The following is a 15823-nucleotide window of genomic DNA, read 5'->3' as shown; positions in this document are numbered from 1 at the left end:
CCAGACTCCTGGATAGGTTAGGACGGATGATACTCCTGCAAAGACCGAATCGATAGGGGTTTTTTCAGGATGGCCTCGATTCCCATGGCCGCCGCATGGGCGCCTCGCATGGTGGTGAAATAGGGAATCCCCCGATGCAAGGCCTCCCGCCTGATCGACAATGAATCAGCATGAGCCGAGGCCGTTCGCACGGTATTGACCACGAGCGCCACCGAGCCATTCTTAATGTGGTCCACGATGTGAGGTCTCCCTTCGGTCACCTTGTTGACGACCTCCGCGGACAGCCCGTGCTCGCGCAAGAATCCGGCCGTTCCGCTCGTTCCCTGAATGCGCATCCCTAACCTGCTCAACACCTGACCGACCGCAAGCGCCGCGGGGCGATCGGATTCTTTCACGCTGATAAACGCGGTCCCGCCTGTCGGAAGCCCTGCGCCTGCCCCCGCTTGCGATTTGGCGAACGCCCATCCAAAATCCCCGTCAATCCCCATGACTTCGCCGGTCGACTTCATCTCCGGCCCCAATAGCACATCAACGCCGGGGAATTTATTGAAGGGAAAGACGGCTTCCTTCACCGAGAAGTGTCCAGGAACGGGAGCGCTGGTGCAGTCGAGTTCCTTGAGGGTCTTTCCCATCATGACTTTCATGGCCAACTTTGCGAGCGGCATGCCGATCGCCTTGCTGACGAACGGCACAGTGCGAGACCCTCGAGGATTCACCTCAAGCACATAAATCGTCCGGCCTTTCACGGCAAACTGTGCATTCATCAGACCGATCACTCCGAGTTCTAACGCCAATATGCGCATTTGACGCTCGATCTCATTGATAATATCCACGTCCAATGTGTAGGGAGGAAGCGAGCAGGCAGAGTCTCCTGAATGCACACCCGCCTCCTCGATATGCTCCATAATGCCGGCAACCACGACGGTTTCTCCGTCTGAAATCGCATCCGCATCGACTTCAATCGCGTCGGCCAGATACTTGTCGATCAATACCGGATGATTCGGCGAGGCTTTCACCGCCGACTGCATATACTCCAATAGGCCGGCTTCGTCATAGACGATCTGCATCGAACGCCCACCCAACACGTAGGACGGCCGGACCATCACCGGATAGCTGATCTTCCCAGCAATCTGTACGGATTCTTCGATTGATCGAGCCATTCCGCTTTCCGCCTGCCGTAATCCTAATTTCGTCAGCAGTTCACGGAACCGTTCACGATCTTCCGCCAAATCAATCGCATCCGGACTTGTCCCAAGAATCTTCACACCGGCCTTCGATAACGGAAGCGCAAGTTTCAATGGCGTCTGACCACCGAATTGTAGGACCACCCCGATCGGTTGCTCGCGATCAATCAGGTTGAGGACATCTTCTTGCGTGAGTGGTTCAAAATAGAGTCGATCCGACGTGTCGTAATCGGTGCTCACGGTTTCAGGGTTGCAATTCACCATGATCGTATCGATCCCGTCTTCTCGTAGCGCCATGGCGGCATGGACACAACAGTAGTCGAACTCGATCCCCTGCCCGATGCGATTCGGACCTCCGCCGAGAATCACAACTTTCTTCCGGTCAGACGGCCTGGCTTCGCACTCTCGTCCATAGGTGGAGTAGAGGTACGGAGTCTGCGCCTCAAACTCTGCGGCGCAGGTATCCACTCGCTTATAGGTGACCCCTCGGGTCGGATGTTGCCTGCGCGCTCCCGCGACGACGGCCGCATCACACCCAAGCAAGGACGCAATCCGATCATCCGAGAATCCAAGTTCTTTCGCATCCCAGAGCAGTTCACCGTTCAACACCGCCCCCGGATCGGCAGCATGGCCGACAAGAGTACGTTCACAATCGATCAACTGCCTCACCTGCGCCAGGAACCACGGATCGACCATGGTCGTCTCACACAACTCCTTGTCCGTCAATCCCAGTCGCATGGCATCAGCCAGGTACCACAGCCGTTCCGGAAGCGGGTTGCGCAGCATACGATCAAGTTTGTCGGCAGCCTGCTGTCGATCGAAGTCGGCCGGTACGCCTCGGTCAAGCCCAAACCTAGATACCAAACCGTTCAGTTCCAACTCCAAGGAGCGGATGGCCTTCTGCAGCGATTCTTTGAACGTGCGTCCGATCGCCATCACTTCGCCGACCGACTTCATTTGCGTGGTCAAGGTCGGATCAGATCCTTTGAACTTCTGGAACGCGAACCGAGGAATTTTCACCACCACATAGTCGATCGTCGGTTCGAACGAAGCCTTTGTCACACCGGTAATGTCATTGGTGATTTCATCCAATGTGTATCCGACGGCGAGCTTGGCAGCGATTTTTGCGATCGGAAATCCGGTCGCCTTTGAGGCGAGCGCCGAACTTCGGGACACCCGAGGGTTCATCTCGATGACGACCATCTCACCGTTTGTCGGGTTGACGCCGAATTGAATATTCGATCCACCCGTATCGACGCCGATCTCGCGGATGACGCGAAGCGCCGCATCCCGCATTCGCTGATACTCCTTGTCGGTCAACGTCATGGCCGGTGCAACGGTGATACTGTCACCGGTGTGCACGCCCATCGGGTCAAAATTTTCGATGGGGCACACGATGACGACATTATCGTTCCGATCCCGCATCACCTCGAGCTCGTACTCTTTCCATCCGATGACTGATTCCTCGATCAACACTTGGCTGACCGGGCTCATCGCCAGTGCCCAATCGGTCAGTTTCTCAAATTCCTCTCGGTTATACGCAATGTTCCCCCCCGTCCCCCCCATCGTAAACGACGGTCGAATGATCGCGGGAAATCCGACTATTTCCAGAACGGCCACGGCTTCCTGCCGACTGTGTGCCGTGCCGCTCTTCGGTACACGGAGACCGATTCGTTCCATCGCCTGTTTGAACGCTTCGCGATCTTCTGCTTTATGAATGGCTTCCGCCGATGCGCCGATCAGCGTCACGCCGTATTTCTCAAGGACGCCGTGCTTCACAAGCCCCATCGTGGTGTTCAGCGCGGTCTGCCCGCCCATGGTCGGAAGCAAGACATCAGGGCGTTCACGAGCAATCACGCGTTCAACCACTTCGACGGTGATGGGCTCCACATAGGTCCGATCCGCCATCTCCGGATCCGTCATGATCGTCGCGGGATTGCTGTTGATGAGGATCACCCGATAGCCTTCCGCCTTGAGTGCCTTGCAGGCTTGAGTTCCGGAATAATCGAACTCACAGGCTTGCCCGATGACGATGGGACCAGACCCGATCATGAGAATTGACTGAATGTCTGTGCGTTTTGGCATCGTGTCGTGATAGTCGGCTTAACTGGTTGGAAGCAGTGGCCCAATCAGCGGTTGATAGGGAGTTGGCGCAGGCCCTTCACCTCCCTGTGCGGCATGGTAATACTGCAAGGCTTCAGGGATCCACGCTTCGATTTGGTTGATGCGCGCGATATCGGAAGGATGAGTTGAAAGAAACTCTGGGATATTATGCTGCGACCGAAAACAGACTTTGTCGATCATTTGTCGAGGGCAGCCACTCATGCGCTCCCAAAACGGGACTGCCTCTCGCGGATCATAGCCGGCCTGCGCCATCAGCTTGAGCCCGATGTAGTCCGCTTCGGACTCTTGTTTTCGGCCGAACGGCAAGGACACTCCTACTCCGTACGCGCTCATCGCCGCCATCGCGGCATCCGGACGCCCGACAGCAGCACCGGCCGCCAGCGCACCGACTTGTCCGATCATTTCGAGAATGCTCCGACTATACCGCTCGGCTCCGTGGCGCTGAAGCGCATGCGCCACCTCATGTCCGATGACAGTCGCCAAGCCGTCCTCATTCTTTGTCATCTTCAAGATTCCGGTAAAAATCCCCACCTTCCCTCCAGGCAACGCAAACGCATTGATGGTGCGGTCGTCTTTGATGATGGCAAATTCCCATTGATATTCAGGTTTGTTCGCGACCGCCGCAATGCGCCGCCCGACGCGATTGACCATTTCATTCAACGCAAGGTCGTCGCTGATGGGCGCCTTACGCAGCAAAGACCGAAAATCGGCGATGCCCATCGCCATTTCTTTCTCCTCGGAGATATAGATAAATTGCTCCCGAGCCGTACCGGGTGCACGCACGCACCCCGTCAGCGTGGACAGCAGCCCTCCGACGGCCGCCATACCAGCGAGACCGTATAACCCCATCCCCCCACGAACCGCTCGCTGCAACAGGGTTCGCCGGCCGATGGGTGTCGAGAATACTGTGCTGATCTCTTGGTCTTTCCCCTGCGCCATGTTGATCTGCTCGATCATACCTGATCAGTATCATTATATTACCATTCGTGACGATCGACGCCGCTCCTCAGCTACGGCACCCACAGATACATGAACTGTGGCGTCCCCCCTCTCACAAACGAACTCAGATCAAGCTCCGCCAAGCCTGCCAGGGCACCAGGGGCCAGGAGCCTGGAATAGACATTGTTGGAATATTCTCCGGGGCGCTGGTAGGTCACAACACGGGCTTCGGTGATCCCCGCCTTCTGCTTAGCCAATTCAACCGCGTCCTCAAGATACCCGATCTCATCGACCAATCCTGCTGCTTTGGCCTGTTCGCCTGTGTAGATTCGCCCGTCGGCCAATCGTTTGATCTGCTCCATCTGCAGGTTGGACCGGCCTTCCTGCACGATGGTCAAGAACCGGTGATAGAACGAATCGATGAGTCCTTGGAAGATGGCTCGTTCCTCCGCTGTCATGGTTCGAAACGGTGAGCCCATATCCTTGCGGGGTCCTGAGGTCACCGCGGTCGCCTCCACTCCGATCTTTTCCAATAACCCTGTGGCATTCACCGTAAGCATGATGACGCCGATGCTGCCGGTAACGGATGAGGGATGGGCCAGGACGGTGTCGGCAGCCGCGGCAATATAGTATCCCCCTGATGTCCCGATATCCATGATGGAGGCGATGATAGGGATCTTCCGCGTCGCCTTGAAGGTCTTGAGTTCATGATGAATAATGTCCGAGGCCGTGACCGTTCCACCAGGTGTATTGATACGGAGGACGATGGCCTTGACGTGCTCATCCTTTGCGGCCCGAGACAGCTGCTCCTTTATGCTGGCAATCATACTGGGCGCCGGACGGAATCCCTCTTTCTCCTGAGAGCTGATGACTCCGGAGATCTCGATCAGCAACACCTTGGCTTTTCCCTTCCCATCGACCTGCGCCTCTTGCAGCGGTCCTGGGCCTGGAAAGAGCGGAAAGTTGAAGGTGCAGCCAGACACGAAGAGTCCGATCACAGCCATGACGAGACAATTACGCATGTTGTTTCTCCATAAGTCGGATGAATTCTTCGAATAAGTAGGAGGCGTCGTGAGGCCCCGGTGCTGCCTCCGGATGGTACTGCACCGAAAAGACCGGATGGTCCATACACACCATGCCCTCGATCGAATAATCATTCAAGCTGAGATGCGTGAGCGCGAGCTTCCCATAGCGCGTCTCAACCACCGAAGGAGCCTTCGGCACGTCCGTAAGGGACCCCGTCCCCTGCACGGCGAAATTATGATTCTGCGATGTGATGTCCACTTTTCTCGTTCGGAGATCCATCACGGGATGGTTGGCGCCATGATGGCCGAATTTCAACTTGTAGGTCTTGAGACCGAAGGCTAAGCAGAGAATCTGATGACCGAGACAAATGCCGAATATGGGGAAACGCCCGATCAGGCCCTCTACTGCCTTCACGGCATAGGGCACGCCTTCCGGATCACCGGGGCCGTTGGAAAGAAACACTCCGTCCGGCCGTAGCGCCGCGACCTCTGCGGCAGACGTCGCAGCAGGCACAACCGTCACGTGGCAACCGACATCCACCAATCGTCTCAATATATTGTGTTTGATCCCAAAATCATAGGCCACCACGTGCCAACGAGTACGCCTTTCATCAACCGCGCCCTCGGTTGCCGTTGCTGGACGCCACTCGCCTGAGCCTGTCGTCCATTCATAGGAACGAGCGCAGGTCACCTCCCTCACCAAGTCTCGACCGATAATGCCGGGCGCCTGCTTGGCTCGACCAACAGCTCTCGCGTGATCCAAATCGACATGTGTAATGATGCCCTGTTGCGACCCATGCTCACGCACATGTCTCGTCAAGGCTCTCGTGTCGATTCCTTCGATCGCCACGAGCTTGGCCTCCACTAGCATCTCCTGAATCGTGTACGTGCTTCGCCAGTTGCTGACGAGGCGACTGGCCTCCAACACCACGAACCCCTCAGCCCACAACCTGCACGATTCCATATCTTCCGGCGTCGCACCGTAATTGCCGATATGGGGACACGTCATCGTGATGATCTGCCCCTTGTATGACGGATCAGTCAAAACCTCCTGATAGCCGGTCATCGCCGTATTGAAGACCACTTCGCCGACTGTTTCCCCTTCGTAGCCTAGGGCACGGCCTTCAAATACCGTCCCATCCGCCAGTGCTAACAACGCCTTTTTCACTGTTCTCGTCCACCCTGAACAATCGACTGTTTCGCCTTGATCCCAATCAGAATCAAACCCAAGATGAGATTGACCATATACAGCGACCTGATGGGCATCAGGACACGAAAGAAACGTTCCAATGCCGCCTTTTTCGCCGCTTCATCCCTCGTTGCGAATGCCAGTGCCTGAAGCTCCGCAGCATAGGGATGCAAGAGCATGATAATGAGCCCCGCGATCATGACCATGACAAGAAGCACAACCATTTCGGTACGTCCGACTGCTATCCCCGGATCCCTGCTCCACCAGCGAAACCACGCGGCGGCACCAAGAATCGCACCGGCACCCATGACAAACCGTTGGTACCCCTCGAACGCCTTGGTCAAGAACATTCCTCCGGAATCTTGCCCACCGAATGTGTTGAACACGGCCGGAATGACCGCCCCGCTGAGTACGATCATTCCTCCGACCCATACCGCAAGAGCCACCCACTCAAGCGTCACACAACCGATCTTCCCCCAACGGGGCACCGGTCGCACGGTACTACTGCTCCGTGACAGCGGTCTCAAACACGACCCGGCCGCCGACGATGGTGACGTTCACGCGTCCTTTGACCTTCCAACCGGCAAACGGAGTATTCCGGCTCTTGGACCGAAACTTCGCCGGATCCACTTCCCATTGTTCATGTTGATCCACGACCACCACATCGGCATCTGCACCGACGGCCAGGGTCCCTTTGGTGAGTCCAAACGCCGCTGCCGGTGCAGACGTCAGTTTGTGCACGGCTTGCTCCAGTGACAGCACGCCTTCTTCCACCAATCCCAATGTCAACGGGAGCGCCGTTTCGAGGCCCACGATTCCAAACGGAGCTTCAGTAAAGTCTTGTTGCTTCTCCTGCGTCGCATGAGGCGCGTGGTCGGTGGCGATCACATCGATCGTCCCGTCTCGCAATCCTTCCTTGATCGCGTGAACATCGTCCCACGTGCGCAACGGAGGGTTCATCTTGGCGTGCGTATTGTATCCACGCACCAACTCTTCCGTGAGCGTGAAGTGATGCGGACAAGCTTCGGCCGTGACAAGAATCCCTCGGCTTTTCGCCTCACGGACCATCCGAACCGACCCTGCCGTACTGATATGGGCCAGATGGAGCCGGGCTCCGGTGAGCTCCGAGAGCGACAGATTGCGCGCAACCATGACATCCTCGGCAGCGGCCGGAATGCCGGGCAACCCCAGCTCGGTCGAAATCAATCCTTCATTCATGCAGCCGCCTTCGGCCAGATGCAGATCCTCGCAATGATCGACGACCGTGAGGTCAAACGCCAACGCATACTCCATCGCCCGCCGCATGACCAAACTGTTCATCACCGGTTTCCCGTCGTCTGAAATCGCCACACAACCGGACCGTCGCAAGTCACCAATCTCCGCCAACTCCTTACCTTCCGATCCTTTGGTAATGGCGCCGATCGGCAACACGTTCGCCAGACCAGCCAATCGAGACCGCTCGAGGATGAACTCGGTGACCGCTTGATTGTCATTGATCGGACTCGTGTTCGGCATGCAACAGACCGTCGCAAAGCCTCCAGCGACCGCTGCGGCGCTGCCACTCTGAATTGTTTCTTTATACTCAAATCCTGGTTCACGAAAGTGGACATGCACATCAACAAACCCTGGCATCACCAGCTTCCCATGTGCGGAGATCACGCGACCCCCACCAGGCGCGGAAAGATTTGGGCCTACCGCCGAGATCTTCCCGTCCTCGATCAGCACATCAGCCGTTCCGATGAATCGGCCTGGGTCAATGACATATCCATCTTTAATGAGAATTGACACCGAACACTCCTCTCTGACACACGTCCATGATCTACGAGTTGGCTCCGGACATCAGATATAGCACACCCATCCGCACGGCGACCCCATTCGCAACTTGGTCGAGAATCACTGAGGATAGGCTATCGGCCACATCCGGCGCGATTTCGACTCCTCGATTGATCGGCCCTGGATGCATCACGATCACACCGGCATCCGCAAGCCGCACCCGCTCCGCCGTCAATCCATACAGCCGTGAATATTCACGAATGGTCGGGAACAGCGCACGTCCTTGACGTTCCAGTTGCAGCCGAAGCATCATGATGACGTTCACATCGCGCAGGCCTTCGTCCATGTGGTGATACACCTTTGGTCCGAGCTTCTCCACACCGCACGGCATCATCGTCGGTGGCCCGACCAAGCGCACCTCAGCACCAAGCTTGATGAGCGCGTAAATATTCGAACGAGCGACGCGGCTATGCGACACATCGCCGATGATCGCCACGCGCAGTCCCTGGAAATTCATCCCTCGTTGCCGAATGGTATACAGGTCGAGCAGGGCCTGGGTCGGATGCTCGTGCCATCCATCGCCGGCATTGATGACAGATGACTTGACCCCCTGAGCGAGTGTTTCAGCCGCACCGGCGGATGAGTGCCGCAACACAATGATATCGGCTTGCATGGCTTCGATGTTCCGAGCCGTATCAAGCAGCGTCTCCCCCTTCACGACGCTGCTGGAGGAGGGTGCAAAGTTGATCACGTCTGCACTCAGTCGCTTGGCCGCCAACTCAAAGGAGGTGCGGGTTCTCGTGCTCGGCTCAAAGAACAGATTCACGACCGTCTTGCCTCGCAGCGCCGGAACCTTCTTAATTTCTCGCCCTGTCACCTCCTTGAACGAATCGGCTGTTTCCAGGATGAGCGTGATTTCATCCGCAGACAAAGAAGCAAGACTCAACAGATCTTTGCGCTTGAGGCTCATACGACCCTCCGCCTCACCCCTTTAAGATGACCACCCGATCATCCTCCCCACTCTCTTCCAAGAGCACCCGAATCTGCTCGTCCCGAGAGGTCGGTAGATTTTTGCCAATATAATTGGCCTTGATCGGCAGCTGACGATGTCCGCGATCGACCAGCACCGCGAGTTGAATTTCTTCTGGTCGTCCCAGGTCCATGAGGCCGTCCAGAGCTGCTCGAATCGTTCTGCCGGTGAACAACACATCGTCTACGAGCACGACCACTTTATTCGTCATATCGAACGGGACGGAGGTTTTCCTCAGGATCGGTTGATCTTTCCGTAATGCCAGATCATCCCGATAGAGTGTGATATCCAGTTCACCGATCGGCACTTGCACACCCTCGATACTTTGGATCCGTTTGACGAGCCGATGCGCCAGATGCACGCCTCCCGTCCGTATGCCGACCAACGTCAGATCCTTCACACCCTTGTTTCGCTCCAATATTTCGTGCGCGATGCGCACCATGGCACGGGAGATATCTCCCGCATCCATGATCACCTTTTCATCTTTCCGCTCGGGCGGTTGGTTCGTTGGAGAAGTCATATCAATAACGACCGCGATACACGATTCCGCTCAGCTTCTAGGCATAAAAAAACCTCCTCACCAAGCTGCAGTGAGAAGGTTACGCTGAAACCGGTCAAAGCCGGACTATCATCCATCGTTGGCTCCTTGCCCACCTCACTGGATGAGCATTAAAGGTTTCGCTATCTTACTGAGCCACTCTACCCCTGTCAAGCGCATCGAGTCTTAAATAGAAGCCGGTCAGGACATGGCGCATACACGTAATAACAGAGGAGGTCCGGAATACGTTTCCCATGGGCCCTATGCTATAGATGGTTTGCTGCTGATGGTGAGACCCACGGCAAGACGACATTTCCAATGAATAGCCCGAGAACCTCGCGTTTCCAGATCTTGCTCCCCGGCCTATTTCTGGCTTCGTCTGCCTGCACACAAGCGGCCTTCGTAGCCGCCAATCTTCCCACGCACTTCGACACAACGGTCGTCGTGAAGGCTCAGGTGTATGGGTTCGATCCTGCACAGAAACTCGATCTATACATTCCAGCTGATCATACGAAGAAACCGTTTGAGGTGGTGGTCTTTTTTTACGGTGGGCGTTGGACACATGGCGCCAGGGAAGACTATCGGTTTATTGGATCAACCTTCGCGGACCGAGGTTTTCTGGTTGTTATTCCCGACTACAGAAAGTATCCCCGAGTGCGGTTCCCGGAGTTCGTGAAAGACGCCGCCAAAGCGCTCACCTGGGTCCATGATCACATTGCCGAGTCACACGGTAATCCCGCGCGCATCCATGTGGTGGGCCATTCAGCCGGAGCGCATATCGGCGCATTGGTGACCGCCGATCCTCACTATCTGGCTGAAGAGGGGAAAGACCGGTCGATCGTCATTCATGACTTCGCCGGACTCGCCGGCCCCTATGCCTTTACTCCAGACGAGGCGGATCTGGAGGACATGTTCGGCCCGCCACAGAATTATCCGAACATGCAGGTCACGACGTTCATCGACGGCACACAGCCGTCCATGCTGCTGCTCTACGGTGACAGGGATACTGTGGTGAAATACACCAATATCGAGAAGCTGGAGCAACGCATCAAGCAACGGGGAGGTTGCGTACGGTCACGCATTTACTCCCGTGTCGATCACACAGACCTTATCGGAGCACTGTCGTGGCTCAATCCACGACGCGTGCCTGTCACTGACGATATTACGAAATTCTTCGAGTCATGTGGTTAGGCCGTGGCAGCATGACAGGCTCAGTGCACTGGATTTCCATTTAAGAGGACGTAGCAGAGAACGCACCAATCTATTGCGAGGCCGAGAGGGCATCTTGTGCGACGTGACCGGTCTGTGACTTCTCGACAATGTTGTGCTGGATTTCTTTCGCAATGACCAGTGCCAGCTGGTCGGGAGATAACGCACCCATCGGCAGTTGCCTTGTCTCAGCGTAAAAAGGATCATCCGAACTCGAGATACGATGGAGATTGATCAGAATCGCCGATGGCTGGATCAACGTTCCAGGCTGTCCGACCGTCACCGCCTTCTCTTCCGGTAATACTCTGGTTCTGGTCGCCCAGTCGCGCTGCTCGATATTCACAAACGTGACATTCCAGATGGCTCCATTCAGGAGACTTGTCACGGCACGTGGGGTGCGTTCCAGAAAGATCGGTTCTCTGACGATTTTCTGCAACGCTTCTCGAACCCGCATATCGTACAACTTTGTGGTGGAATCCGGCTGGCTCGGGGCAACTACATTGGTACTGCCGACCTCGTAGTAGGACTGCCCCTCCAAACTTCGAAAATCGTCGACCGTCCGAAGGTAGGTCCTGAACAGTTGTTGAAGCAACCTGACCCGCTCCTTGCCGGAGAGAGATCGAATGTCCTTGTCGGCTGTGATTTCGGCATGTTGGAGATCTCGTTGTACCGAGACCAACTTGGATTTGTAGCCCGTCTCTGCCTTGCTGACTACCCATTGAAACTCTCGCGCCAGAATCGGTGCAAACCGGTCAACCTGTCCAAGATACCCGTTCTCTTTCATCACCGAGGCACTGATCAGGAGCCGAACCCTCCCAGCGTCCACCGTCCGCACAACAAGGAAAAGAAAGATCTTTCCTTCATGATTGCGCACGACTGGTTGCACGATGACCCGTTCCAGCATGTCTTTGCTCACCGCCTCGTCGAACCGCGGATGGTGCTGCCGCTGTCGATTCAAGTAGGAAAAGGTATTGCGCACTGTCTGAAGAGCCTCGTTTGCCTCAGCCTCACCAAGAACTCCGCCAGCAGCCCCTTCTGCTCCACGGTCGACGAACACTCGGAACAAAAGACCGGGAATCGGATGACCGGATTCTGAAGGCTGATGAAGCACTCGTCCAGGTTCTCCGCTATGGTCCGCTTCCGCTGCATGCGCACCAACAGCGAAACCAGACAGGACACCCACGAGCGACAAGGTCAACAGACCATTCTTGAACCAAAAGCGACCTTTCGAAACAAGGCCCAAGCAGTCGATCATCTTTAAGAACCGCTTTATCCCTGAATCGTCCATACAGTGAGGCTACTGTTCACTGCCGCCACTGTCAATGCAGAGTAGCTAAAAGAAACTCGTAGGCTCGCTGACGTGAGGGTGTGGTATCTCACTAGCATCATCACCCACCAAGAACTCATTCGTTTAGTTTCCTCACAGCACGCTCGCCGCAGCCAACGCGCTTGCCTCCATAGGCGTTCACGATCCTCCGTGAGACCGCATCGCTTCCGCTGCATTCGAAACCATACAGACATCACCAGATATGTTCGAAAGTGGGACTCGCCGATGGCGTGGAACAATAGGGTGACGGATCCCATCGCACCTCGAACCACTCGCAAATACACATACTTTGAATCATCATGTATGTGGGAGTCGATAGGACCACGTTCTGGCACTCAGCTTGCGAACGTTGATTGTGCCACTCGCTCAATCTGTCATGGAGGACGCTGTGGACACCACGGCTCACGCTGTCACATCCCGTATTGTCTGGTGCCGACGGCAACGGGCAAACGCGCGTACCACCGCTGAACTAGAAGCCTGGCTCGCCGAGGAAGATGGCCTCCGAGATGCGGTCCTCCATCGGGATCACGTCAATAAGTATCGGCTTCGTTCATCCGAATTATTCGAACGCTATTTGTTGGGGTTTCAAGATGCGAGGGCCCTTCTACGCGCCGCACGCGCATCTCGCCTAGGCCACGCCTTTCGCAATACAAGATACTGTCAGATCAGTTCAGAGCGGATTGCGATGGCTCGTGCGCTCCCTGATTCCGCAGACCACCTCACGTATGACTCGATCCTGTCCGGATGATGAGGCTTTGAGAGAAGAGCCGATCGCCTATCGCCAATTGGAAATGGTCCGAGGCACCTCGAGACGAGCGATGCTATCCGGCCAAAGCGTGGCTGGATCTTGGTCGAAGATATCAAACGACTGCTTCGGCAGGACACCCCATGCTCCTTCTCGCATCTCCTGTTCAAGTTGCCCAGGAGCCCATCCTGCGAAGCCGGCAAAGGCTCGGAACGTTTCGGTGGTCTTGGGCTGAGTGATGATGCGTTCCAGAACGCTGGAAGTGCCCACATACATCTCACCAACGATCAACCGCGTGTCAGGATAGGGTCCATCAAGCCGGAAGAGCAACACCATTTGCGTTCGCCCGACCGGCCCTCCAGCAAACAAGCGATGGGGTGTCCTCTTCAGGATGGGGAGATCCTGGAGCACGTCAGAGAGAAGGACATCCGTAGGTCGATTCAGAATGAGCCCGACCGTGCCGCCTCTCCCATGTTCAATGATGAGTAAAACACTGTGATGGAAGTTGGGGTCATCCAATGACGGGCTCGCAACTAAAAGCACGCCCGCTTCAAGTGATGATGGTGACAATTCATACTGAGCGAGAGCTGGCTCGGCAAATAGGAGAGCCCACAGCCCTACCAGAAGCATCTCGCTTGACCATCGCTTCCTCGCCACAACAGGCAGGTTTTCACCTCCTTCGTGTTGCCACTGATATCGCTTCTCTCCCTCAAAAGCAATAGGCCCTCATCTATCAGAAAGATAGTGTGTCGATCATCACTTCAGGTTGACCATCTGACACATGAACTATGCTAGAGTATGCCCCGTGGTCGGTGGGCTTCACACCACGATAGCCTCTCGGCTCGTGGAGTTGGAAAAGGAGACATCCTCATGATGGCTTATGGGCGAGCCCTAGTTGCACTTTTCATGACAATCCTTTGGACTTTGCCAGGATGCATTGATCCACCCACCTCTCCTTATGTGGATGTACGAGACACCGTGACAAGGATCGACGAGTTACGCCACGCGGCAGAGCAAGGGAGTGCTGAGGAACAATACAACCTTGGTCTGCAGTACGAACGGGCTTCACCACAGGACCATAGAGAAGCTGTTCGGTGGTATCGTATGGCCGCGATGCAACGACACGCTGAAGCTTTCTACCGACTCTGTGTTTTGTCGGATCTTGGCCGTGGCCTACCTCAAGACTATCAAGAAGCCCTCCGATGGTGTCGCTTGGCCGCCGACCAAAGGCACGGGGCGGCAATGTTTCTTATTGCAACCTATTATGAGAAAGCCCGCGGCGTTCCAAAGGACCTGGTTCAAGCCTATCAGTGGTACAACCTGGCAGCGGCGAATGGGCATGAAGATGGAGCCAAGTGGCGCGATCGTCTTGCTCGTGCTATGACGCCGACTCAAATTGCCAATGCCCAATTTCTCGCACGGAACTGGAAGCCGAAGGTCGAAGAGCCGCCACTTGAGGATGAGCCCTCCTAATTCTTGACAGGTTCCATCCCTCCACTCGCCTCACAAGCTCTCCTCTTTGCCTGTGGTTGGGCCGGCACGTTCTGAGCAGGTTGGTCCATTACGGTTTGTTTCTGGCCGTACCGGTCTCTGCCGCGACATAGTTCTTGAACTCACTCCCCGCTGCTGAGTAGGATGTCCTTTCAACAGGGATGATCTTCGTTCTCATCGACACACATGGTTCAGTGGCAGCTACCCTACATATCGATTGCCTTTGCAGGACTCGCTGCAGTGTTGTCCCTCCCCGTGGGCTGTACAACTCCTCCTCCTGCGCCTTCCCCCCAACCACTCATTGGGGGACAAGAGGTCAGTGAAATCCTCACGCGTGCACAAGCCGGTAACCCCGATGCCCAAAATCAGATAGGGGTGTTCTATAGCGAAGGGCGGGGTGTCCCCCAAAACTACCTTGAGGCAAAGGATTGGTTTAAGAAAGCCGCTGACCAGGGACACTCAGATGCACAGGTCAACCTGGGAACACTCTATTCACTTGGTCAGGGAGCGACCTTCAGCGACCAGATGGCCTTGTTTTGGTTTCAGAAGGCCGCCGAGCAGCGAAATGCATTGGCGTTTGCCAAACTCGGCATGATGTACGAACGTGGTCGTGGTGTGTCGCAGAGCTTGATTGAGGCGCACATGTGGTACAACCTATCGGCGGCGTATGGAGAGAGACGAGCCGTTGAATCTCGTCACGCAGTGGCAACGCGTATGACGAGCGCGCAGATCATCGAAGCGGAGGAGCAAGCGAAGAAATGGAACCCCAAGCAGCGGCCAGCTCCTCAGACCCCGTAAACGGTGGCCGGAGCCTTCCCTCCCAGAATCAGAAGATACCCGCTTGTTTTTGTAGCCAGCGCACGTACGTCACGATCTGATCCACATCGTCCGAACTCACGGCATCAATCTTCGGCATATCGCCGAACTGCCAATGATGGGCTTTCACTCCCTTAGTGGCGGCTTGGTGAAACGCCGCATCTCCATGATGGTTCGGTTCATAGACTTTGTGAAGAAACGGTGGGCCTTGCGGAGTCCCCACTCCACCCATGCCATGGCATCGAGAGCAATTGGCATTGTATTTCTGTTCGCCATCACGCAACTCGGCCGGAGCCAAGGCCGCCGTTCCGGTCGCCGCCGGTTCAACACCGTTCTGGCTACAGGCCTGTATCGTGCCAAGCACAACGAGAAGTGAACCAACCAACAATATTTGAGATGACTTCATAGCGCGCAACCACCATTTTCTATTCGG

General features: G+C 55.8%; 15 protein-coding genes. 4 read left to right on the top strand and 11 right to left on the bottom strand.

The window, feature by feature from the left end; all coding sequences use genetic code 11:
- Positions 1-17 precede the first annotated feature (17 nt).
- The 8 genes from carB to pyrR form a co-directional block, all read right to left on the bottom strand.
- Positions 18-3269, bottom strand: coding sequence for a carbamoyl-phosphate synthase large subunit (carB, locus tag IPM58_02660; protein MBK9305998.1), 3252 nt, complete (start codon positions 3267-3269; stop codon positions 18-20).
- A gap of 18 nt (positions 3270-3287) precedes the next feature.
- Positions 3288-4157, bottom strand: a complete 870-nt coding sequence (locus IPM58_02655; GenBank protein MBK9305997.1) for a M48 family metallopeptidase — start codon at positions 4155-4157, stop codon at positions 3288-3290.
- A gap of 161 nt (positions 4158-4318) precedes the next feature.
- Positions 4319-5269, bottom strand: coding sequence for a signal peptide peptidase SppA (sppA, locus tag IPM58_02650; GenBank protein ID MBK9305996.1), 951 nt, complete (start codon positions 5267-5269; stop codon positions 4319-4321).
- Entirely contained in the window at positions 5262-6440 is a 1179-nt protein-coding gene (gene carA, locus IPM58_02645; protein ID MBK9305995.1) for a glutamine-hydrolyzing carbamoyl-phosphate synthase small subunit, read from the bottom strand. The genes sppA and carA overlap by 8 nt, the downstream gene beginning before the upstream one ends.
- The gene (locus IPM58_02640; GenBank protein ID MBK9305994.1) at positions 6437-6958 is read right to left on the bottom strand and encodes a hypothetical protein; all 522 of its coding nucleotides are present in this window, start codon (positions 6956-6958) and stop codon (positions 6437-6439) included. The genes carA and IPM58_02640 overlap by 4 nt, the downstream gene beginning before the upstream one ends.
- Before the next feature lie 4 nt (positions 6959-6962).
- Positions 6963-8249 (bottom strand): dihydroorotase, encoded by a 1287-nt coding sequence (locus IPM58_02635; protein ID MBK9305993.1) that lies wholly within the window; start codon positions 8247-8249, stop codon positions 6963-6965.
- Positions 8250-8280: 31 nt separating this feature from the next.
- On the bottom strand, positions 8281-9204 hold the full coding sequence (locus IPM58_02630) for an aspartate carbamoyltransferase catalytic subunit (GenBank protein ID MBK9305992.1): 924 nt from the start codon (positions 9202-9204) through the stop codon (positions 8281-8283).
- Between the two features lie 13 nt (positions 9205-9217).
- Complete coding sequence (gene pyrR, locus IPM58_02625) at positions 9218-9784, bottom strand: bifunctional pyr operon transcriptional regulator/uracil phosphoribosyltransferase PyrR (protein ID MBK9305991.1); 567 nt, start codon at positions 9782-9784, stop codon at positions 9218-9220.
- A gap of 336 nt (positions 9785-10120) precedes the next feature.
- On the opposite strand from pyrR, the gene IPM58_02620 reads away from it, so the two are divergent.
- Positions 10121-10993, top strand: a complete 873-nt coding sequence (locus tag IPM58_02620; GenBank protein ID MBK9305990.1) for an alpha/beta hydrolase — start codon at positions 10121-10123, stop codon at positions 10991-10993.
- A gap of 70 nt (positions 10994-11063) precedes the next feature.
- On the opposite strand, the gene IPM58_02615 is transcribed toward IPM58_02620, so the two are convergent.
- Positions 11064-12299, bottom strand: a complete 1236-nt coding sequence (locus IPM58_02615; protein MBK9305989.1) for a hypothetical protein — start codon at positions 12297-12299, stop codon at positions 11064-11066.
- A gap of 427 nt (positions 12300-12726) precedes the next feature.
- Between IPM58_02615 and IPM58_02610 the strand changes: the two genes are divergently transcribed.
- Positions 12727-13086: a hypothetical protein gene (locus tag IPM58_02610; protein ID MBK9305988.1), complete on the top strand. Its 360-nt coding sequence runs from the start codon at positions 12727-12729 to the stop codon at positions 13084-13086.
- Between the two features lie 27 nt (positions 13087-13113).
- Here the strand turns inward: IPM58_02610 and IPM58_02605 are convergent, their stop codons facing one another.
- A complete protein-coding gene (locus IPM58_02605; GenBank protein ID MBK9305987.1) occupies positions 13114-13713 on the bottom strand; it encodes a YqgE/AlgH family protein in 600 nt (199 codons plus the stop codon).
- A 348-nt stretch (positions 13714-14061) separates the two neighbouring features.
- Between IPM58_02605 and IPM58_02600 the strand changes: the two genes are divergently transcribed.
- Together IPM58_02600 and IPM58_02595 are read left to right on the top strand one after the other, a co-directional pair.
- Positions 14062-14556 (top strand): sel1 repeat family protein, encoded by a 495-nt coding sequence (locus IPM58_02600; protein MBK9305986.1) that lies wholly within the window; start codon positions 14062-14064, stop codon positions 14554-14556.
- A 204-nt stretch (positions 14557-14760) separates the two neighbouring features.
- A complete protein-coding gene (locus tag IPM58_02595) occupies positions 14761-15372 on the top strand; it encodes a sel1 repeat family protein (protein ID MBK9305985.1) in 612 nt (203 codons plus the stop codon).
- Positions 15373-15400: 28 nt separating this feature from the next.
- Here IPM58_02595 and IPM58_02590 read toward each other — a convergent pair whose 3' ends face one another.
- Entirely contained in the window at positions 15401-15796 is a 396-nt protein-coding gene (locus IPM58_02590) for a cytochrome c (protein MBK9305984.1), read from the bottom strand.
- Between the last annotated feature and the right edge of the window lie 27 nt (positions 15797-15823).

Source organism: Nitrospira sp. (assembly GCA_016715825.1).
Classification (GTDB): domain Bacteria; phylum Nitrospirota; class Nitrospiria; order Nitrospirales; family Nitrospiraceae; genus Nitrospira_D.
Note: the sequence above shows the minus strand (reverse complement) of the source record. Positions and strands in the feature narration are given on the sequence as shown.